Origin of the sequence: Georgenia thermotolerans (genome assembly GCF_009193185.1) — a bacterium.
GTDB classification, from domain to species: Bacteria; Actinomycetota; Actinomycetes; order Actinomycetales; family Actinomycetaceae; genus Georgenia; species Georgenia thermotolerans.
Window position 1 is genome coordinate 1 of record NZ_VUKF01000061.1, and the last position, 20097, is coordinate 20097.

The 20097-nt window shown below is 72.1% G+C and carries 15 protein-coding genes; 12 read left to right on the forward strand and 3 right to left on the reverse strand.

All coding sequences use genetic code 11. The features are described from left to right. Positions 1 to 5 precede the first annotated feature (5 nt). Both GD970_RS22720 and GD970_RS19590 read left to right on the forward strand, forming a co-directional pair. The gene (locus GD970_RS22720) at positions 6 to 140 is read left to right on the forward strand and encodes a LamG domain-containing protein (protein WP_226925489.1); all 135 of its coding nucleotides are present in this window, start codon (positions 6 to 8) and stop codon (positions 138 to 140) included. Then, the gene (locus GD970_RS19590; protein WP_152204587.1) at positions 137 to 1081 is read left to right on the forward strand and encodes a right-handed parallel beta-helix repeat-containing protein; all 945 of its coding nucleotides are present in this window, start codon (positions 137 to 139) and stop codon (positions 1079 to 1081) included. Before GD970_RS22720 ends, GD970_RS19590 begins: the two co-directional genes overlap by 4 nt. Before the next feature lie 9 nt (positions 1082 to 1090). On the opposite strand, the gene wecC is transcribed toward GD970_RS19590, so the two are convergent. Genes wecC through GD970_RS19605 form a run of 3 tightly spaced genes read right to left on the reverse strand, consistent with a single transcriptional unit; the run spans position 1091 to position 4289 of the window. Continuing rightward, positions 1091 to 2347, reverse strand: coding sequence for a UDP-N-acetyl-D-mannosamine dehydrogenase (gene wecC / locus GD970_RS19595; protein WP_152204588.1), 1257 nt, complete (start codon positions 2345 to 2347; stop codon positions 1091 to 1093). A 12-nt stretch (positions 2348 to 2359) separates the two neighbouring features. Next, a complete protein-coding gene (locus GD970_RS19600) occupies positions 2360 to 3142 on the reverse strand; it encodes a WecB/TagA/CpsF family glycosyltransferase (RefSeq protein WP_152204589.1) in 783 nt (260 codons plus the stop codon). After that, a complete protein-coding gene (locus GD970_RS19605) occupies positions 3135 to 4289 on the reverse strand; it encodes a hypothetical protein (RefSeq protein ID WP_152204590.1) in 1155 nt (384 codons plus the stop codon). Before GD970_RS19605 ends, GD970_RS19600 begins: the two co-directional genes overlap by 8 nt. A gap of 385 nt (positions 4290 to 4674) precedes the next feature. Here GD970_RS19605 and GD970_RS19610 point away from each other — a divergent pair, with 385 nt between their 5' ends. From GD970_RS19610 to eno, 10 genes are all read left to right on the forward strand, one after another. After that, entirely contained in the window at positions 4675 to 6666 is a 1992-nt protein-coding gene (locus tag GD970_RS19610) for an ABC transporter ATP-binding protein (protein ID WP_170297223.1), read from the forward strand. A 112-nt stretch (positions 6667 to 6778) separates the two neighbouring features. After that, positions 6779 to 7930, forward strand: a complete 1152-nt coding sequence (gene wecB, locus GD970_RS19615) for a non-hydrolyzing UDP-N-acetylglucosamine 2-epimerase (RefSeq protein WP_152204591.1) — start codon at positions 6779 to 6781, stop codon at positions 7928 to 7930. Positions 7931 to 8158: 228 nt separating this feature from the next. Further along, a complete protein-coding gene (gene mfd / locus GD970_RS19620; RefSeq protein WP_152204592.1) occupies positions 8159 to 11764 on the forward strand; it encodes a transcription-repair coupling factor in 3606 nt (1201 codons plus the stop codon). Positions 11765 to 11896: 132 nt separating this feature from the next. Then, entirely contained in the window at positions 11897 to 12778 is an 882-nt protein-coding gene (locus GD970_RS19625) for a GNAT family N-acetyltransferase (RefSeq protein ID WP_211489747.1), read from the forward strand. Positions 12779 to 12794: 16 nt separating this feature from the next. Further along, positions 12795 to 14417 carry an acyl-CoA ligase (AMP-forming), exosortase A system-associated gene (locus GD970_RS19630; protein WP_152204593.1) on the forward strand — a complete coding sequence of 541 codons (1623 nt, stop codon included), beginning with the start codon at positions 12795 to 12797 and terminating at the stop codon, positions 14415 to 14417. Further along, complete coding sequence (locus GD970_RS19635; protein ID WP_152204594.1) at positions 14414 to 15652, forward strand: pyridoxal-dependent decarboxylase, exosortase A system-associated; 1239 nt, start codon at positions 14414 to 14416, stop codon at positions 15650 to 15652. The genes GD970_RS19630 and GD970_RS19635 overlap by 4 nt, the downstream gene beginning before the upstream one ends. Before the next feature lie 37 nt (positions 15653 to 15689). Next, complete coding sequence (locus tag GD970_RS19640; RefSeq protein WP_152204595.1) at positions 15690 to 15950, forward strand: acyl carrier protein; 261 nt, start codon at positions 15690 to 15692, stop codon at positions 15948 to 15950. Positions 15951 to 16168: 218 nt separating this feature from the next. After that, positions 16169 to 17524 (forward strand): sodium:proton antiporter, encoded by a 1356-nt coding sequence (locus GD970_RS19645; protein ID WP_152204596.1) that lies wholly within the window; start codon positions 16169 to 16171, stop codon positions 17522 to 17524. Between the two features lie 138 nt (positions 17525 to 17662). Further along, positions 17663 to 18205: a SurA N-terminal domain-containing protein gene (locus GD970_RS19650; protein WP_152204597.1), complete on the forward strand. Its 543-nt coding sequence runs from the start codon at positions 17663 to 17665 to the stop codon at positions 18203 to 18205. A gap of 265 nt (positions 18206 to 18470) precedes the next feature. Next, a complete protein-coding gene (gene eno, locus GD970_RS19655; protein WP_152204598.1) occupies positions 18471 to 19751 on the forward strand; it encodes a phosphopyruvate hydratase in 1281 nt (426 codons plus the stop codon). Positions 19752 to 20097 lie beyond the last annotated feature (346 nt).

Below are 20097 nucleotides of genomic sequence, written 5' to 3' on the forward strand. Positions count from 1 at the left end.
TGGGGGTGAACAACCTGGCGCTGGGCCTGGGGGCCGAGCCGGGGGGCCGGGCGCCCTTCCGCGGCGGGCTGGACGAGGTGCGCCTGTACGACCGGGCCCTGGGCGCTGAGGACATCGCCCGCCTCGCAGGAACGGTGTGAGCATTCGGCGCGCGGGAAGCGCGGGCGCCGGCCTCCTCCTGGCGGCGGCCCTTGCAGTCGCCCTGGCCGGGGTCGCCGCCGTGCTCGTCCTCGTTCGGGGCGCGCCCGCACCTCCGACAGCGGCCGCGGCCGGCGCTGGATCCTGCGACACGTTCCCGCAGCTGCCGGAGAACCGTCCGACCGCAGCCACCACCGGGGTCTCGCCCGACGCAGAGCTGGTGGAGAGCGGCAGCTTGCTCATCGAGACCCCGGGGACCGTGGTCGAGGGCAAGGAGATCACCGGCAACATCGTGATCAACGCCGACGACGTGACCATCCGCAACAACCGCATCAACGTCACCGAGTGGTACGGCATCACGTACGACGAGGAGGTCACGGGCACGAAGATCATCGGCAACGAGATCTTGACCGAGGATGGCGGCTACGTTGCCATCGCCGCGACCGACGCGGTCATCTGCGGCAACTACATCCACGGTTTCGAGAACGCCATCACCCTGGGCCGCCGTTCGATCGTTCAGGCCAATTTCATCGAGAAGTTCCAGGGCATGCCCGGCGAAGACCCCCACTTCGACGGGATCGAGATCTACCACGGCAGCCACACCCACGTGTGGGGGAACAACATCATGCTCACCGATCCCTCCGGCGCGTGGCTCGAGGACACGGGCGCCGTCAACATCACAACCCACTGGAGCGACATCAAAGATGTCGACATCCGCGGCAACTGGATCGGCGGCGGCAGCTACACCCTGTACGTCGAGGGCACGTCCGACCACGACTACGACGACATCCGCATCATCGACAACCGGTGGTACGGCGATGCGCCCGCAGGGCATGCCGCGTGGGGTGCCATCTCGGTGAACGGCACGGAGGGCATCAGCGCCTTCGAAGGCAACGCCTGGGACGACACCGAAAACCCGGTGCCCCTGCCCAAGGGCGATTAGGCGGTCACCTCACCGCCACACCCCGCGCGTGTCGTAGACGACCTTGCCCGCGAGCAGGCTGCGGTTGAGGGAGCGGAACTGGTCGTGGTCGACGAGGACGACCACGATGTCCGCCCGGTCCACGGCCGCGGCGGTGCGCTCAAGCGTGATGTTGCGGTGTTGGGCGAGCTTGTCGGGGAGGGAGTTGACGTACGGCTCCGCGACGGCGATGTCGACCTCGGGGAGCGCGTCGGCGAGGGTCTCGATGACCTCCACGGCCGGGCTCTCCCGCAGGTCGTCGATGTTGGCCTTGTACGCCATGCCCAGGCAGGCGATGGTGGGGGTGCGGAAGCGTCCCGCGGTGTTGATCACCTGCTCGGCCACGTGGTGCGGCTTGCCGTCGTTGATCTCCCGGGCCGTGCGGACCAGCCGCGCCAGCTCCGGCGCCGCACCGACGATGAACCACGGGTCCACCGCGATGCAGTGGCCGCCCACACCGGGCCCGGGGCTGAGGATGTTCACGCGGGGGTGGTGGTTGGCCAGGCGGATGACCTCCCACACGTCGAGGTGGAGCGCGTCCCCGATCACCGACAGCTCATTGGCGAAGGCGATGTTGACGTCACGGTAGGCGTTCTCCACCAGCTTGGCCATCTCGGCGCTCGCCGCGTCGCTCAGCAGCAGCTTTCCCTGGCAGAAGACCCGGTAGATCTCGGCAGCCCGCTCCGCGCACCGGCGGGTGATCCCCCCGATCACGCGGTCGTTGGTGACCATTTCGATCATGATCCGGCCGGGCAGCACACGCTCGGGGCAGTGCGCCACATGGATGTCCGGCACGCCCTCGACCTCGTGGGGAAGGGTGAGGTCGGGGCGCAGCTGGGCCAGCCACTGGCTCACCTGCGCCGTGGTGCCCGGCGGCGAGGTCGACTCCAGCACGATCACCTCGCCACCCCGCAGCCGCGGCGCGACCTGCTCGACGGCGGCGCGCACGAAGCTGAGGTCAGCCGTGTGATCGGTGTTGAACGGGGTCGGCACCGCGATGATGAAGGCGTCCGACTCCGGCGTCTCGAGCGTGGCCGTCAGGTTGCCCATCGCCACGGCCCCGCTCACGGCGGCGGCCAGGTCCGGCTCGACGAAGGGCAGCCGCCCCTCGGAGACCGCCTCCACCGTGGCGACGTTGACGTCCACGCCGACGACCTCGACGCCGCGGGTTGCGAGCACCACGGCGGTGGGCAGCCCGATGTAGCCCAGGCCGATGACGGCCACCCGGCCGTCAAACTTGTCGCTCATGAGGGGCCTTTCTCAGAGTGAGCCGCGCAGCGGCGGCGAGGGGCGCAGCAGCTCACGGACCACTAGAGCGAGGAAGATGGAGTTCGTGCGCAGATACCGCCGCCACATCCGGCGCGGCTCCTGCAGCAGGCGGTAGGCCCACTCCATGCCGTACCGCTGCCAACACTCCGGCGCACGCCGGGTCAGGCCGGCGAGGACGTCGAAGGAACCACCGACACCGTGGAGAACCGGGACGCCGAGGTCACGGCCGTGCGCGGCGAGGAAGATCTCCTTCTTCGGGGACGTCATGCCCAGGAACAGCATGTCCGGCCGGGACGCACGTATCTCGTACGCGACCTCCGCCGACTCCTCCTCCTTGAAGTAGCCATCGCGGGCGCCGGCGATCACCAGTCCCGGGTACCGCTCCTCCACGTGGGCCACGAGTCGGCGCAGGACGTCCGGCTTCGCCCCCAGCAGGTAGACCGAGAACCCCTCGCGATCGGCGAGGTCGAGCAGGGCCACGAACAGGTCGATGCCGGCGACGCGTTCGGGCAGGGGACGCCCCAGCAGCCGGCTGGCCCACACGACCGACTGCCCGTCGGCCAGCAGGAGGTCACACTCCATCAGCGACGCGCGCAAGAGGGCGTCACGGCGAAGGTTGACGACCTTGGCGGCGTTGAGGACACCGACGAGGAGCCGGCGGCGCTCGTGCAGCGCCTGCTCGCACGCCCCAAGGGTGTCCGCCATGGTGGCGGCGTTGAGGGGAAGCCCGAACAGCAGCCGAGTGGGGCCAGTGAGCCCCGCGACGTCAGGCATGGCGGTCTCCGACGGCCTCGGCGGTGTGAGGTGACGGGCGACCTTCCAGCCAGGCGTACAGCAGCCAGCCCAGCTCGTAGGGCCGGCACTCGTGGTCAATGGGGCCGACCGGCAACGCTTGGTCCAGGCCCGGCAGGTGGAACCCCGGCCGCAGCGACGTAGTGACGGCGGCCACCTTCCGCGCGGCCTTGGCCGGCTCCCGGCGGGCCACCTTGCGCCAGACGAGTGCGTGCCGGTCCGAGATCAGCTCCTCCAGCGTCTCCGGATGTGTCCACAACCAGGACAGGCCGAGGTCCACCTTGGCGCGGTAGTCCGCGCCTCCGGCCCCGATGAGCTCCCGCAGTGCCATCGGAGCCATGGCGTGCTGGTGGACGCTGTAGACGGGGTAGGGCTCCACCACCGACCCGTCTCGCACGTCGTAGTGCCACCACCACTGCCCCGACGGACCCTGCAGCTCGCAGATCTGCCGGGCGCAGGCGTCGGCCGCCGCGAGAGCCGCGGTGTCCCCGTGAGCGGCGGCCAACCGTGCGAGCGCCTGGATGGGATAGACCTGGTCGGCGAAGCAGCCGACGTGCGCCCGCCAACGGCTCTGCGCCGACGCGGGCAGCATGTGCGGGAAGATTCCCTGGGACCCCTGGGCGCTGAGGAGCCGGGCACGCAGCTCGGTGATGAGCGCGTCTGAGCCGGGCAGCTCGGGGGCGGCCAGGGCCGCGACGAGCATCCAGGACGCGTCGACGGTGGGCAGCGGGCGCCCGCTGGTCGTCAGGTCCCGCAACCGACCGACGAGCGCGGGATCCGGCGTCGCCGCCACCTCGGCCGCCGCCCACGCTGCCAGCGCCACCGCCCCGGGATCGTCGTGCCGCGCGGCCTGTGCCGCCGCCGTGACGGCGAGCTCCGCCGCGCTGCGCCCGGCCAGGGCGGCGCGTTGCCGGTCCCCGGGCAACCGCCCGGCACCGAGGGCGACGATGGCGGTGTACCGGAGGCTGATCCCCTCCGCCCGGAGGACCGGCCCGTCCGAGGACGGTGTCCCACGGAGCGTCTGGGCGAAGGAGTCCGCGTTCTCCTGCCACATCGCCGGCAGGCCGCGGACGGCGAGGTCGACCAGGTGCTCCACGCGGTCGGTGGCGTCCCAGCTGGTGAGGGTCATGCTGTTCCTCTCGTCCTCGTCGCGGCGGGCGACGCCGGACCGGTGTACGACCGACTGGTGCGTGAGGGGCGAGTCAGCCGCGCAGGGCGGTACGCGCCGCAGCCCACCCCGTCTGCCTGACGGACCGGCTCGGTTGGACGGGGCCTGGTCGCCCCGCCGTGCCGGACACGTTCCTACGGACGGCCTGCACGTACGTCCGGTTCTCGGGTTGAAATCCTGGGGTGACGGGCGGGTGGGGCAGGGTGACCCCGATGCGGCCGGGGTGAGCGGACCCGGCGGTTCCGGACGAGTGTCCTGCGCGAGGTCGGGGCACAATGGGTGGGCCCGAGGCCGGGCAGCGGGCAGGTCCGCTGGTGGCGCCGGGCGGAGGGAGCGGACCAAGCCGATGAGCATGGGCAGCATGGGGGGCCACATGGGCGGGCCGGGCGGCTTCGCCCGCACCCTGCGGCAGGACTCCTCCGTCAAGGACCATCGCCTGCGGCCTGGAACCACTCGCCGGGTCGTGCGCTACGCGGCGCCCTACCGCTACCAGATCGTCGTCTTCCTCGGCCTAGTGGTGCTCGCCGCCCTCATGGTCGTGGCGACCCCGTTGCTCCTCCAGCGCATCATTGACGACGGCGTGGCCACCGGCGACCGCCGCCTCGTCGTGGTCCTCGCCGCCCTCGTGGCCCTCGTCGCGGTCGCCGAGGCCGTGCTCACCCTCCTGCAGCGCTGGTTCTCCGCGCGTATCGGCGAGGGCCTGATATACGACCTGCGCACGGACGTCTTCACCCACGTGCAGGAGCAGTCGGTCGCGTTCTTCACCCGCAGCCAGACTGGCTCCCTCGTCACCCGGCTCAACTCCGACGTCATCGGCGCCCAACGGGCGTTCACCACTACCTTGTCCGGTGTCGTCTCGAACGTCATCTCGGTGGTCGTTGTCCTCGGGACGATGCTGGCGCTGTCATGGCAGATCACGCTGGTCGCCCTGCTGGTCGTCCCGGTCCTCCTCCTGCCCGCCCGACGGGTGGGGCGCCGGCTCGCCGCGCTCAACCGCCGCGGCATGGAGCTCAATGCCGAGCTCGGCAACCGTATGACCGAGCGGTTCAACGTGGCCGGCGCCCTGCTGGTCAAGCTCTTTGGCACGCCCGAGCGCGAGCAGGCGGAGTTCGCCGAGCGTGCGGGCGCCGTCCGTGAGATCGGCATCAAGACGGCGATGAGCAGCCGGGTGTTCTTCGCCGCCCTAGGGGCGATGGCCTCGCTCGCGACCGCCCTGGTCTACGGGGTCGGCGGCCTGCTCGCGATTGAGCAGGCCGTCACCGTTGGCACGCTGGTGGCCTTCGCCGGCCTGCTCGGGCGGTTGTACGGCCCGGTCACCGCGCTGAGCAACGTCCAGGTCGACGTCATGAGTGCCCTGGTCAGCTTCGAGAGGGTGTTCGAGGTGCTCGACCTCGAGCCGATGATCACCGATGTGCCCGACGCCGTCGACCTGCCCGACGGGCCGCTCTCCGTCGAGCTCGACGACGTCCGCTTCTCCTACCCGGGGCCGGACCAGGTCGGACTGGCCTCGCTGGAGGGGGTGCCCGCCGTCGGCGTCGGGCACGGGGAGAACGACGGTGCCCGCACGGGGGGCGGGAACGGCCGGACGGCAGGGGACGGCCGGCCCGGGAAGGCCGTGGGGCGGGCCGAGCCCGACGGCCTCCGCCAGGAGGAGGTCCTCAAGGGTGTCTCCCTGCGGGTCGAGCCCGGCACCATGGTCGCGCTCGTCGGGCCCTCCGGTGCGGGCAAGACCACCCTCTCGACGATGATTGCCCGGCTGTACGACCCGACCTCGGGCGCCGTGCGGGTCGGTGGGCTGGACCTGCGCCACGTCCGGCAGGCCAGCCTCCACAAGGCGGTTGGCGTCGTCACCCAGGACGCCCACCTGTTCCACGACACCGTCCGAGCCAACCTCCTGTACGCCCGTCCCGAGGCGAGCGAGGAGGAGCTCTACGCGGCGCTGCGGGCAGCGCACGTCGAGCCGCTCGTGCAGCGCCTGCCCGACGGGCTCGACACCGTCGTCGGTGACCGCGGGCACCGCCTGTCCGGCGGGGAGAAGCAGCGGGTGGCCATCGCCCGCCTGCTGCTGCGATCGCCGCGGGTGGTGGTGCTCGACGAGGCGACGGCGCACCTGGACTCCGAGTCCGAGGCGGCCGTCCAGCTCGCGCTGGACTCCGCGATGGTCGGGCGCACCTCGATCGTCATCGCACACCGGCTCTCCACCGTGCGCAAGGCGGACTCCATCGCCGTGATCGACGCCGGTCGCGTCGTCGAGCAGGGCACGCACGCCGAGCTGCTGGCCCGCGGCGGGCTGTACGCGGAGCTGTACGAGACACAGTTCGCCACGCAGAACGCCTGAGTCGCCGCCTCGCCGGTCAGCCGCAACTCCCGCACCCATTCGGCCTAACCGCATCCGGTCGTGATGCCACGATGCGGGGATCCGCGTTGGCCCGAGGGAACGGGGCAGGTCGATGCACAGAGTGATGGCCGTCTACGGAACACGGCCGGAGGCGATCAAGATGGCGCCGGTGGTCACGGCGCTCGGACGTGCGCCGCACTTCGAGCCGGTCGTCACCGTGACCGGGCAGCACAGGGAGATGCTTGACCAGGTGAACGCCCTCTTCGGCATCACTCCCTCCTACGACCTCGCGATCCTCCGGGACAGGCAGACCCTTGCCGGGATGACGGTGCGGGCTCTGGAAGGCCTCAGCGACCTCATCGCACGCGACACGCCCGACGCGGTCGTGGTGCAGGGGGACACCACCACGAGCTTCGTGGCGGCCCTGGCGGCGTTCTACCACCAGGTTCCGGTCTTCCATGTCGAGGCAGGGCTCCGCACGGGCGACCGGTACAACCCCTTCCCCGAGGAGGTGAACCGCCGCCTCACGTCCGAGCTCACGTCGTTGCACCTGGCTCCGACGCCGAAGAGCCGGGACAACCTGCTTGCCGAGGGCATCGCCCGGTCATCCGTGGTGGTCACCGGGAACACGGTCATCGACGCCCTGCTGGAGGTCGTGGGTCGAGGCCACGTGAGCCACCACCCGGCGTTGGCGGGGATGGGGGAGCGGCCCACCGTGCTGGTCACCAGCCACCGCCGAGAGTCGTGGGGTGCACCGATGGCACGCACGGCCACCGCCGTCGCTCGCCTCGCCGAGGCCTTCCCTGAGGTGCACTTCCTCCTGCCGGCCCACCTCAATCCCGTCGTCCGGGAGGTGCTCCTGCCGCCGCTGACGGGGCTGTCGAACGTGACGGTTACCGAGCCCCTGGACTACAGCGACTTCGCCTTCGCGATGGAGCACAGCCTGCTCGTGCTCACAGACTCCGGTGGGGTTCAGGAGGAGGCGCCGAGCCTGGGCAAGCCGGTGCTGGTCCTGCGTGAGACGACGGAGCGGCCGGAGGCGGTCACCGCCGGGACAGTGCGGCTGGTGGGCACGGACGAGGACCTTATCGTCGAGGCCGTGACCACTCTGCTCACCGACCAGCTGGCGTACGAGTCGATGTCGGAGGCGGTCAATCCGTACGGCGACGGCCGAGCTGCCGCCCGCATCGTCGGTGCCATCGGCCACTTCTTCGGTGTCGCTTCCCGCCCGGCGGAGTTCGCGCCAGAGCCCGTGCGCGTATGACGTTGCGGGCGTCGCCCCCGTCGGAGCGGGGCGGGGGATCGGATCCCGTGACGTGTGCGGCTGAACCCCGGAAATACCGGGCCCGCCGGTCGCGTTGTGACCAACGCCTGCTGGTGTGCCCCCGCCGGGGCGACCGTAGACTCCCCTGCGGACCCCGCCTCCTTCTGGATGTGGGGCCGCCGTGCTGAGCGGGCGCCCACGCCCGCGTCCGAAGACGTCGAAGGACTCATGAAGCTCACCGGACTGCTGCCCCTGCTGCGCACCGACCCCGCCGTCGCCTCCGCCACCGAGATGGCCCGCCAGCCGGTGCTGGCCCCGCAGGTCGTGGTCAACGCCGCGGTCGGCGTGCGCGCCCCGCTCGTCGCCGAGCTCACCGCGGGGGAGCGGGGCCGCCCGGTCGTCGTGGTCACCGCCACCGGCCGTGAGGCCGACGAGGCCGCCGACGCCCTGCGCAACTTCCTGCCCGACGACGCCGTCGCCGTCTTCCCCGCCTGGGAGACCCTGCCCCACGAGCGCCTCTCCCCGCGCAGCGACACCGTCGCCAAGCGCCTGGCGGTGCTGCGCCGGCTCGCCCACCCCACCGCGGGCGGCCAGTCGGGCCCCATCTCGGTGCTCGTCATGCCCGTGCGCGCGCTGCTGCAGCCGGTGGTGCAGGGCCTGGGAGACCTCGAGCCCGTCTCATTGGAGGTGGGGCAGGAGGCCGACCTCGAGCAGGTCGCCGCGGCCCTCGCCGCCGCCGCGTACACCCGCGTGGACATGGTGGAGCGGCGCGGGGAGTTCGCGGTGCGCGGCGGTATCCTTGACGTCTTCCCGCCCACCGAGAGCCACCCCATGCGCATCGAGTTCTGGGGGGACACGGTCGAGGAGATCCGCTGGTTCGCCGTCGCCGACCAGCGCTCCCTCGAGCTCGCCGAGCACGGCCTGTGGGCGCCGCCCTCGCGCGAGTTGCTGCTCACCGAGAAGGTGCGCGCCCGGGCCCTCGCCCTGATCGAGGACCTGCCCGGCGCCGCGGAGATGCTTGAGAAGATGGGCAACGGCATCGCGGTGGAGGGCATGGAGTCCCTCGCCCCGGCCCTGGTCGACGGCATGCAGCCGGTGCTGGACCTCGTGCCGGACGACACCCTCGTGCTTCTGTCCGACCCCGAGAAGATCCGCCGCCGGGCCCACGACCTCGTCTCGACCACCGAGGAGTTCCTCGCCGCGGCCTGGACCTCCGCCGCCCAGGGCGGCAAGACCCCGCTGGACCTGCGCGCCGCCTCCTTCGCCGACCTCGCGGAGGCCCGCGCCCTCGCGCTGACCCGCGGCCTGGGCTGGTGGTCGCTCAGCTCGCTGCCCACCGATGCCGAGCTCGCCGAGCTGATGGAGGAGGCCGAGAGCCCCGCCTCGGCGCTCGCCGTCGGCGCGCGCGACGTCGAGCGCTACAACGGCGACGTCGAGAAGGCCCTCAAGGACCTCGCCGGCCTCGTCCACGACGGCTGGCGGCTCGTGCTCACCACCGAGGGCCCCGGGCCGGGCCGGCGCATGGCCGAGCAGCTCTCCGCCGCCGACGTCCCCGCCCGCGTGGTCGAGGACATCGCCGAGGAGCCGCAGCCCTCCGTGGTGCTGGTCACCACCGCCCCCTCCGGGCGCAGCTTCGTCGCCCCCGACCTCAGGCTCGCCTTGCTCGCCGAGGCCGACATCACCGGCCGCGCCGGCACCTCCACCCGGGACATGCGCCGCATGCCCTCCCGACGGCGCAACGTGGTCGATCCCCTCGCCCTGCGCGCCGGGGACTACGTGGTCCACGAGCAGCACGGCGTGGGCAGGTTCGTCGAGCTGGTCCAGCGCACCGTGGGCGCCGGGGCGGACGCCACCACCCGCGAGTACCTCGTCATCGAGTACGCCAGCTCCAAGCGCGGCCAGCCCGGCGACCGCCTGTTCGTGCCCACCGACTCCCTCGACCAGGTCACGAAGTACACCGGCGGCGAGGCGCCCACGCTCAACAAGCTCGGCGGGTCGGACTGGGCGAAGACCAAGGCTAGTGCTAAGAAGGCGGTCAAGAAGATCGCCGCGGAGCTCATCCGCCTCTACGCGGCGCGCATGGCGACCACCGGCCACGCCTTCGGTCCCGACACCCCCTGGCAGCGCGAGCTGGAGGAGGCCTTCCCGCACACCGAGACGCCCGACCAGCTCGTCACCATCGACGAGGTCAAGGCCGACATGGAGAAGGCCACCCCGATGGACCGCCTCATCAGCGGCGACGTCGGCTACGGCAAGACCGAGATCGCCGTCCGCGCGGCGTTCAAGGCCGTCCAGGACGGCAAGCAGGTCGCCGTCCTCGTGCCCACCACGCTGCTCGTCCAGCAGCACCTGGACACCTTCTCCGAGCGCTACGCAGGCTTCCCCATCACGGTCAAGGCCCTCTCCCGCTTCCAGACCGACGCCGAGGCGACCGCCGTGCGCGAGGGCGTCAGCAAGGGCACCGTCGACGTCGTCATCGGCACCCACCGCCTGCTCACCGGGGAGGTCCGGTTCAAGGACCTCGGCCTGGTCGTCATCGACGAGGAGCAGCGCTTCGGCGTCGAGCACAAGGAGACGCTCAAGCAGCTGCGCACCAACGTCGACGTGCTCGCGATGTCCGCCACCCCGATCCCGCGCACGCTGGAGATGGCCATCACCGGCATCCGGGAGATGTCCACGCTGGCCACCCCGCCGGAGGAGCGCCACCCGGTGCTCACCTTCGTCGGCGCCTACGAGGAGAAGCAGGTCGCCGCCGCCATCCGCCGCGAGCTACTGCGCGAGGGCCAGGTCTTCTTCGTGCACAACCGGGTCCAGTCGATCAACAAGGCGGCCGCCCGCATCAACGAGCTCGTGCCGGAGGCCCGCGTCGCCGTGGCGCACGGGAAGATGAACGAGCACCAGCTCGAGAAGGTCATCCAGGACTTCTGGGACAAGGAGTTCGACGTCCTCGTCTGCACGACCATCGTCGAGACCGGCCTGGACATCTCCAACGCCAACACCCTGATCGTCGACCGGGCCGACCAGCTCGGCCTGTCCCAGCTGCACCAGCTGCGCGGCCGGGTGGGCCGCGGCCGCGAGCGGGCCTACGCGTACTTCTTCTACCCCCCGGAGAAGCCGCTGACCGAGACGGCGCACGACCGCCTCGCCACCATCGCGGCGCACACCGACCTCGGCGCCGGCATCCAGGTGGCCATGAAGGACCTCGAGATCCGCGGGGCGGGCAACCTCCTCGGCGGGGAGCAGTCCGGGCACATCGCCGGGGTCGGCTTCGACCTGTACGTGCGGATGGTCTCTGACGCCGTCTCGGAGTTCCGCGGGGAGAAGGAGACCGAGAAGGCCGACGTCAAGATCGAGCTGGCCGTCGACGCGCACGTGCCGCACGACTACATCGCCCACGAGCGGCTGCGTCTGGAGGCCTACGCCAAGATCGCCGCCGCGGCCGACGACGCCGCCATCGCCGCGATCCGCGAGGAGCTCGTCGACCGCTACGGGCCCGTCCCGGAGCCGGTCGAGCGGCTCTTCGCCGTCGCAGCGCTGCGCGACAAGGCCCGCGAGGTGGGGCTGTCGGACATCACCGCCCAGGGCAAGTACGTCCGCTTCGCCCCGGTGGAGCTGCCCGAGTCCGCCCAGCTGCGGCTCAAGCGGCTCTACCCCGGCACGGTCCTCAAGCCCGCGGTGCGCACCATCCTGGTGCCGTACCCGATGACCGCGCGCCTGGGCGGCAAGCCGCTCAAGGACGTCGCCCTGCTGGAGTGGGTCGGCCAGGTCATCGACGCCGTCCTCAAGGACTCCGTCGCCGCGGCGGCGACGGTGGGGGCCGGCGCCGCGCACTGACGCCGGGGCGGGCGGCCGGGGTCCGGACGCGCCCACCCGGGAAGTGCCGGTGAGGTGGCGCTGGCACCAATTCCCGGCGGCGGTGTGCCCGATTCGCCCGCGCGCCGAGAGCGTGCGCCGTACTTTGGCGCCATGCCCGCCCCCTCCGTGCTCTCCGCCGACCGTCAGGTCGAGCTGAGCCCCATCACCGCCGCCGACACGGCGGCGGTGGGGCGCTTCCTGCACGCCCACCTCAATGCGCGGTTGTCCGCCGCGGCGTGGGCCAGGGCCATGACCCCGCCGTGGGCGGGAGACCAGCCCAACCACGGCTTCCTCCTGCGCGACGGCGGCCGGGTGGTCGGCGCGTACCTCGCCTTCTACTCCGAGCGCGGCATCGACGGGCGCCCCGAGCGGTTCTGCAACCTCGCCGCCTGGTGTGTGGAGGAGGGGTACCGCTCCCAGGGCCTGCGGCTGCTGCGCGCGGCCCTGCGGCAGAAGGGTTACCACCTCACGGACTTCTCGCCGAGCGGCAACGTCGTCCCCCTCAACGCCCGCCTGGGTTTCACGGCCCTGGACACCACCACGGCCCTGGCCCCTAACCTGCCCTGGCCCGCGTGGTCCCGGGCGCGGGTGGTGACCGACCCGCGCGAGATCGAGCGCGTGCTCACGGGCCGGGAGCTGGCGATCTACCGCGACCACGCCCGGGCGGCGGCGGCCCGCCACCTCGTGCTCGTGGCGGGGGCACGCACCTGCTACGTCGTCGTCCGCCGGGACCGCCGCAAGCGTCTGCCGCTGTTCGCCTCGGTGCTCCACGTGAGCGACCCCGAGCTCTTCGCCCGGCACGGCCGGCTCGTGCTGCGCCACCTGCTCCTGCGCCACGGCGTGCCGTTCACGCTCGCGGAGCGCCGCGTGGTGCCGCGCGTGCCCGGCCCCTCGGTGACCGTGGCCGGCCGGCCCAAGATGTTCCGCAGCCCGACCCTGCGCGCGGATCAGATCGACTACCTCTACAGCGAGCTCACCTGCGTGGCCTGGTGAGGGCGATAGGACGGCGATGAGGACCAACCTGCACCACCTGCTCGAGCGGCACGCCACCACCCACGGCGGCTCCCCGGCGCTGACGTTCAAGGACACCACCCGCACCTATGCCGAGCTCTGGCACGACGTCCGCGGCGCCGCCGCCGGCCTCGCCGCACTCGGCCTGCGCCGCGAGGATCGCGTCGCAGTCTTCCTCGACAAGCGCCCGGAGACGGTGACGGCGGTCTTCGCCACCTCCGCGGCCGGCGGCGCCTTCGTGCCGATCAACCCGCTGCTGCGTCCCCAGCAGGTCGCCTACATCCTCACCGACTGCGACGTGGGGGTCCTGGTCACCTCACCGGAGCGGCTCGAGCTGCTGCGGGAGGTCCTCGCCGGGTGTCCCGCCCTCGAGCACGTGGTGCTGGTGGGCGCCAGTGCCGAGCAGGGCGGACCCCGCGAGCCGGGCACCGCGGGTCCGGGCAACCCGGACGGGGAGCCGGCCGCGCCCGCGTACCGCGTCCACGCCTGGGACCAGCTCGGCGGCGACGCGACGCCGCCGGCAGGCATCGACCAGGACATCGCCGCGATCCTGTACACCTCAGGCAGCACAGGGAAGCCCAAGGGCGTCGTCCTCAGCCACCGCAACCTGCTCGTGGGCGCCGAGAGCGTCAGCCACTACCTGGGCAACACCGCCGACGACGTCATCCTCTCCGTGCTCCCGCTGAGCTTCGACGCCGGGTTCAGCCAGCTGACCACCGCCTTCGCCGTGGGCGCGCACGTCGTCCTCATGAACTACCTCCTGCCGCGCGACGTCGTCCGGCTCTGCGCCCGCCACCGGGTCACCGGGCTGACCTGCGTGCCGCCGCTGTGGCTCCAGCTCGCCGACATGGACTGGCCCGAGGAGGCCACCCGGCACCTGCGCTACTTCGCCAACACCGGCGGGCGCATGCCGAAGGTCACCCTCGACCGGCTCCGCGCGATCTTCCCCGCCGCGGCACCGTTCCTCATGTACGGCCTCACCGAGGCGTTCCGGTCGACCTATCTCGACCCGGCCGAGGTCGACCGGCGGCCCGGCTCGATCGGCAAGGCCATCCCCGACGCCGAGATCCTCGTGGTCCGCGAGGACGGCACCGAGTGCGCCCCGGGGGAGGAGGGCGAGCTGGTGCACCGCGGCGCCCTGGTGGCGCTGGGATACTGGAACGACCCCGCACGCACCGCCGAGCGGTTCCGCCCGGCACCGGGGCGCGACGGCGCCTGGCGCGCGCCGGAGATGGCGGTGTGGTCCGGCGACCGCGTCGTGCGCGACGAGGAGGGGTTCTTGTACTTCGTCGGCCGCCAGGACGAGATGATCAAGACCTCCGGCTACCGGGTCAGCCCCGCCGAGGTGGAGGAGGTCGCCGCCGCGACGGGCCTGGTGCGTGACGCCGTCGCGCTGGGGGTGGAGGACCCGCGCCTGGGCCAGAAGGTGCTGCTCGTCGTGAGCCCGGCGGCGACGGGCGACTTCACCGAGGAGGGCCTCCTGGCGGCCATGCGGCGCAGCCTGCCCCTGTACATGGTCCCCGCCGGCGTCGTCGTGCGGGAGGAGATCCCGCGCTCGCCGAACGGGAAGTTCGACCGGGCCCGGCTGCGCGAGGAGCTCGGGGCGGAGGTGCGCGCATGAGCGTCGTCGCCAGCCTGCGCCCGACCGTCGCAGCCTTCGGCACGATCGACGGCGAGCTCGCCGTCGGTGGCGTCCCGGTGAGCCGGCTCGCGGAGCGCGTGGGCGGCACGCCGTTCTTCGCGTACGACCGCGCCCTGATCACCGAGCGGGTGGCGCTGCTGCGCCGCACGCTGCCGACCGCCGTGGACCTCAGCTACGCCGTCAAGGCCAACCCGATGCCCGCCGTCGTCCAGCACCTGGCCGGCCTGGTCGACTCCCTCGACGTGGCCTCGGCGGGCGAGCTGCGCACCGCCCTCGACACCCCGCTGCCCGCCACCCGTGTCAGCTTCGCGGGGCCCGGAAAGACCGACGCCGAGATCACCCAGGCGGTCGCCGCGGGCGTGACGATCGAGATGGAGTCGGCGACCGAGGCCGCGCGGGTGGTCCGGGCCGGGGAGCGGCTGGGCCTGCGCCCCCGCGTGGCCGTCCGCGTCAACCCCGACTTCCAGGTCAAGGGCTCGGGGATGCGCATGGGCGGCGGCCCGCAGCAGTTCGGCGTCGACGCCGAGCAGGTCCCGGCGCTGGTCGCCGATCTCGCGGCCGCCGACGTCGACCTGCTCGGCTACCACGTCTTCGCCGGCTCGCAGAACCTCAACGCGGACATCATCGCCGAGGCCCAGCGCAAGACGGTCGACCTCGTCCTCGCCCTGGCCGAGCACACCCCCGCGCCGGTGCGCTACCTCAACCTCGGCGGCGGCTTCGGCATCCCCTACTTCGACAAGGACCGTCCCCTCGACCTGCCGGCGGTGGGGGAGAACCTCGCCGACCTCGTCGCGACCCGGATCGGGCCGCACCTCCCAGAAGCCCGGGTCGTCATCGAGCTGGGCCGCTACCTGGTGGGCGAGGCCGGCGTGTACGTCACCCGGGTGGTGGACCGGAAGGTCTCACGGGGGCGCACCTACCTCGTGGTCGACGGCGGGATGCACCACCAGCTCGCCGCCTCGGGGAACTTCGGCCAGGTCATCCGGCGCAACTACCCCGTCGCCGTGGGCAACCACCTGGCGGAGACGGCCGCGGAGACCGTCACCGTCGTCGGCTGCCTGTGCACCCCGCTGGACCTGCTCGGCGACGGTGTCGAGCTGCCCCCGGCGGACGTCGGCGACCTCGTCGTCGTGTTCCAGGCCGGGGCGTACGGCCTGACCGCCAGCCCGACCGCCTTCCTCGGCCACCCTGCCCCGGTCGAGGTCCTCGTCTGACCTCCGTCCCTGCCCTTCTGCCCTTCCGGAGACCCCCATGAACGTCAGCACCACCACCCTCGACGGCGTCGTCGCCGCCATCGTCGAGACGCTCGGCATCGAGGAACGCGCGCACACCCTCGACGCCTCGACGCCGCTCTTCGGCAGCATGCCCGAGCTGGACTCCCTCGCCGTCCTCAGCCTCGCCGGCGCCATCGAGGAGCGCTTCGACATCGAGATCGACGACGCCGACTTCACCGGCGAGGTGTTCGAGACGGTGGGCACCCTGGCACAGTTCGTCGAGAGCCGACGGGCCTAGCCTCCGCCTCTTCTCTCGGCCGCCCGGGCGGTGCATCCTCGTCGCATCCGCCCGCGGCAACAGATGGACACGTCTTCGGACGATGGCCACTGCGCCGATATAACTGTCACGACCGCGCCGCCGAGGCCTGGTCCGCCGACCACCGATCGCGCGCACGGATCCCCGGAGCGCCGTCATGTCACGGTGCCGGCACGACGTCGTGACCGAGAGGTGTGCAGATGGAGCTGGGCGAGCAGCTGCCGGTGTGGAGCATCATCCCGTTCGTCGGGATGCTGCTGTCGATCGCCGTCGTGCCGTTGGTGAACGCGCACTGGTGGGAGCGTCACCAGGGCAAGATCTCGGCGTTCTGGGCGCTCGCCTTCTTCGTGCCCTTCCTCGTGGGCTTCGGCCCTGCGGTGGCCCTCACGCACGGCGCCGAGGTGCTGCTGCTGGACTACCTGCCCTTCATCATCCTCATCCTCGGGCTGTTCGCGGTCTCCGGTGGCATCGTCGTGCGCGGGTCGCTCTCCGGCACGCCCAAGGTCAACGTCGTCCTGCTGCTCATCGGCACCGCCCTCGCCAGCTGGATCGGCACGACCGGCGCGGCCATGGTGATGATCCGCCCCCTGCTGCGGGCCAACGCCTGGCGCCGCCACCGCGTCCACCAGGTCGTCTTCTTCATCTTCCTCGTCGCCAACATCGGCGGTGCGCTGACCCCGATCGGTGACCCGCCGCTGTTCCTGGGCTTCCTGCGCGGCGTGCCGTTCTTCTGGACCATGCACCTGCTGCCCGCGGTCCTGCTCAACACCGCCGTGCTGCTCGTCGTCTTCTACGTCATCGACTCCCGGCTCATGCGGCGGGAGGGGCCGCACCCGGAGCACACGGGGGAGCGGGTGCGCGTCGACGGGCTGCACAACATCGTCTTCCTGCTCATGATCGTCGGCGCCGTCATCCTCTCCGGCGTCTTCGCCCAGAACCCGCTCTTCCTGGACGCGGCCACCGGGGAGGCACGCGGCGTCACCCTGTTCACCACCGCGGAGGGCCACGTGACCGTGCCGACCCTCGGACTGCTGCGCGACGCCGTCATCCTCCTGGCCGCCCTGCTCGCCTTCCGCGGCACCCGGCGCGAGCTCCGCGCCGCCAACGGCTTCACCTGGGGGCCCATCCAGGAGGTGGCCATCCTCTTCGCGGGCATCTTCGTCACGATGATCCCCGCCCTGGCCATCCTCCAGGCCCGCGGCGGCGAGCTGGGCGTGACGAGCCCCGCGGCGTTCTTCTGGGCCACCGGCGGCCTGTCCAGCGTCCTGGACAACGCCCCGACCTACCTCGTCTTCATGACCACGGCCGCCAGCCTCGGCGCCACCAGCGGGGTGGCGACGACGCTCGGCGTCATCGACCCCCACCTCCTCATGGCCGTCTCCGCCGGCGCCGTCTTCATGGGCGCGAACACCTACATCGGCAACGCCCCGAACTTCATGGTGCGCTCCATCGCCGTCGAGGCCGGGGTCCGCATGCCCAGCTTCCTGGGCTACATGCGCTGGTCGATGGCCGTGCTCATCCCCCTGTTGGTGCTCAACACGCTCGTCTTCTTCTGACCGGTCGTAGGGCGTCGGCACCCGAAAGCGCCACGGCCGTGGACCGCTGACCGGCCCGAGGGCTGCGTGCCCCTACGATGAGGACGGTTCACCAGCACGGGGCACGGACGCCCCGGACGACATAGCGGAGGTTTCCCGGTGGTGCGTCCCAAGCAACTCCTCAGTGCCCTCGCCGTGGCCGTCGCGGTCGGCGTCGCCGGCTGCTCGGCCCAGCCGGGCACGGCCGCGGTGGTCAACGGCACCCGTATCACCGAGGACCAGCTCGACGACGCGACGCTGGAGTACGTCGACCTCACCGGCCAGCCGGCCGAGCCGACCGTCGTCCTCAACACCCTCATCGCGGCCGACGTCTTCCCCGCCATCGCCGCCAAGCACGGCCTGGCACTGTCCGACCAGCAGGTGGAGCAGCGCTTCGAGGAGCTGGCGCAGCAGCAGGGCGCGAAGGTGCCCGAGGGGGGCTTCTCCCCGGCGTTCATCGACCTGGGTCACTACCTCTTCGCCGCCGCCGCGGCCCAGCAGAGCCCGGACGCCCAAGCGGTCTCCGAGGAGTTCTCCGCCGCGATGTCCGACGCCAAGATCGAGGTCAACCCCCGCTACGGCGAGGTGACCAAGGAGGGCGCGATCCAGCCGGTCCAGCACCCGTGGATCGCCCAGACGCCCGAGGCCGCGCCGCAGGGCTGAGGAGCCGTTCGAGTCCGGGCCGACGGCGCCCCTTCACCTCCGCGCCGACGGCGAGCGGCATCGCCGGCTGCGGCCTCGTCGCGGCCACCCCGGGTCCCGCACGCCGCCCACCCCGAGCCGGGGGCCGATGGTCCCTCGACGGCCGTGTCCAGGGTCACGTCCGCCGCGGCCGCGCGCCGGACGAATGGTCCCTCGCTGACCCGGAATGCCCGTACTACCGTGGGCGGGTACGCCGAGACCCCATCACCCGAATGAAGGAGTACCTGTGGCCAGCATCGAGGCCGTTGGCGCCCGCGAGATCCTCGACTCGCGCGGCAACCCCACCGTCGAGGTCGAGGTCGCGCTCGAGGACGGCACCGTCGCGCGTGCGGCCGTGCCCTCCGGCGCGTCCACCGGCGCGTTCGAGGCCGTCGAGCGGCGGGACGGCGACAAGTCCCGGTACGGCGGCAAGGGCGTGCAGAACGCCGTCGACGCGGTCATCGACACCATCGCCCCGGAGATCCTCGGGATCGACGCCACCGAGCAGCGCATCATCGACCAGACGCTGATCGAGCTGGACGGCTCGGCCAACAAGGGCAAGCTCGGCGCCAACGCGATCCTCGGCGTCTCCCTCGCCGTGGCCAAGGCCGGCGCGGAGTCGGCCGGTCTGCCGCTGTTCCGCTACGTCGGCGGCCCGAACGCCCACCTGCTGCCCGTGCCGATGATGAACATCCTCAACGGCGGCTCCCACGCGGACTCCAACGTCGACATCCAGGAGTTCATGATCGCCCCGCTGGGCGCGCCGACCTTCAAGGAGGCGCTGCGCTGGGGCACCGAGACCTACCACTCCCTCAAGTCCGTGCTCAAGGAGCGCGGCCTGGGCACCGGCCTGGGCGACGAGGGCGGCTTCGCGCCGAACCTGGGCTCCAACCGCGAGGCCCTGGACCTGATCCTCGTGGCCATCGAGAAGGCCGGTTACAAGCCGGGCGAGGAGATCGCCCTGGCCCTGGACGTCGCCTCCACGGAGTTCTTCGCCGACGGCGCCTACCAGTTCGAGGGCAAGGCCCTCTCCGGCCAGGAGATGGCCGCCTACTACGAGCAGCTCATCGCCGACTACCCGCTGGTCTCCATCGAGGACCCGCTGAGCGAGGACGAGTGGGACGACTGGGCCCACCTCGTCGCCGCCGTCGGCGAGCGCGTGCAGATCGTGGGCGACGACCTGTTCGTGACCAACCCCGAGCGGCTGGCCAAGGGCATCCAGATGCGCGCCGCCAACTCGCTGCTGGTCAAGCTCAACCAGATCGGCTCGCTGACCGAGACGCTCGACGCCGTCACCCTCGCCCAGCGCAACGGCTTCACCGCGATGGTCTCCCACCGCTCCGGCGAGACCGAGGACACCACCATCGCCGACCTGTCCGTGGCCACCAACGCCGGCCAGATCAAGACCGGCGCCCCGGCCCGTGGCGAGCGCATCAACAAGTACAACCAGCTGCTGCGCATCGAGGAGGAGCTGGACGACGCGGCGATCTACGCGGGCCGCACCGCCTTCCCGCGCGCCGCGAAGTAGGAACCGGGCCGTCGGCGCCCTCGCGCCGCCGCCCACTCGGAGAGGACCGCGGGCATGTGCCCGCGGTCCTCTTCCATGCCCGGACGACTCACGCGCCGCGGATCCCGCCGGATGCGCATCGCATGGGAGACGATGAAGGCCATGAGTGCCCGCCGTCCGACCGCACCCCGCACGGGGCAGCCCGACGCGCGCGCGGGTCGCGCCGCGTCGGGGCGGCAGGGCGCGGCCCGGACGACCGCGGGCGCCGCCAGGCAGGGCAGCGCCAGGACGACGGCGGGCGCCGGCTCCGGGGGACGAGCGGCCTCCGACGCGGCCACCTCGCCCAAGGGCGCGCGGCCGACCTCCG

Coding starts and splice junctions, on each gene's coding strand:
- wecC (WP_152204588.1), bottom strand. CDS start 2,347: ATGAGCGACAAGTTTGACGGCCGGGTGGCCGTCATCGGCCTGGGCTAC.
- GD970_RS19600 (WP_152204589.1), bottom strand. CDS start 3,142: ATGCCTGACGTCGCGGGGCTCACTGGCCCCACTCGGCTGCTGTTCGGG.
- GD970_RS19605 (WP_152204590.1), bottom strand. CDS start 4,289: ATGACCCTCACCAGCTGGGACGCCACCGACCGCGTGGAGCACCTGGTC.
- GD970_RS19610 (WP_170297223.1), top strand. CDS start 4,675: ATGAGCATGGGCAGCATGGGGGGCCACATGGGCGGGCCGGGCGGCTTC.
- wecB (WP_152204591.1), top strand. CDS start 6,779: ATGCACAGAGTGATGGCCGTCTACGGAACACGGCCGGAGGCGATCAAG.
- mfd (WP_152204592.1), top strand. CDS start 8,159: ATGAAGCTCACCGGACTGCTGCCCCTGCTGCGCACCGACCCCGCCGTC.
- GD970_RS19625 (WP_211489747.1), top strand. CDS start 11,897: ATGCCCGCCCCCTCCGTGCTCTCCGCCGACCGTCAGGTCGAGCTGAGC.
- GD970_RS19630 (WP_152204593.1), top strand. CDS start 12,795: ATGAGGACCAACCTGCACCACCTGCTCGAGCGGCACGCCACCACCCAC.
- GD970_RS19635 (WP_152204594.1), top strand. CDS start 14,414: ATGAGCGTCGTCGCCAGCCTGCGCCCGACCGTCGCAGCCTTCGGCACG.
- GD970_RS19640 (WP_152204595.1), top strand. CDS start 15,690: ATGAACGTCAGCACCACCACCCTCGACGGCGTCGTCGCCGCCATCGTC.
- GD970_RS19645 (WP_152204596.1), top strand. CDS start 16,169: ATGGAGCTGGGCGAGCAGCTGCCGGTGTGGAGCATCATCCCGTTCGTC.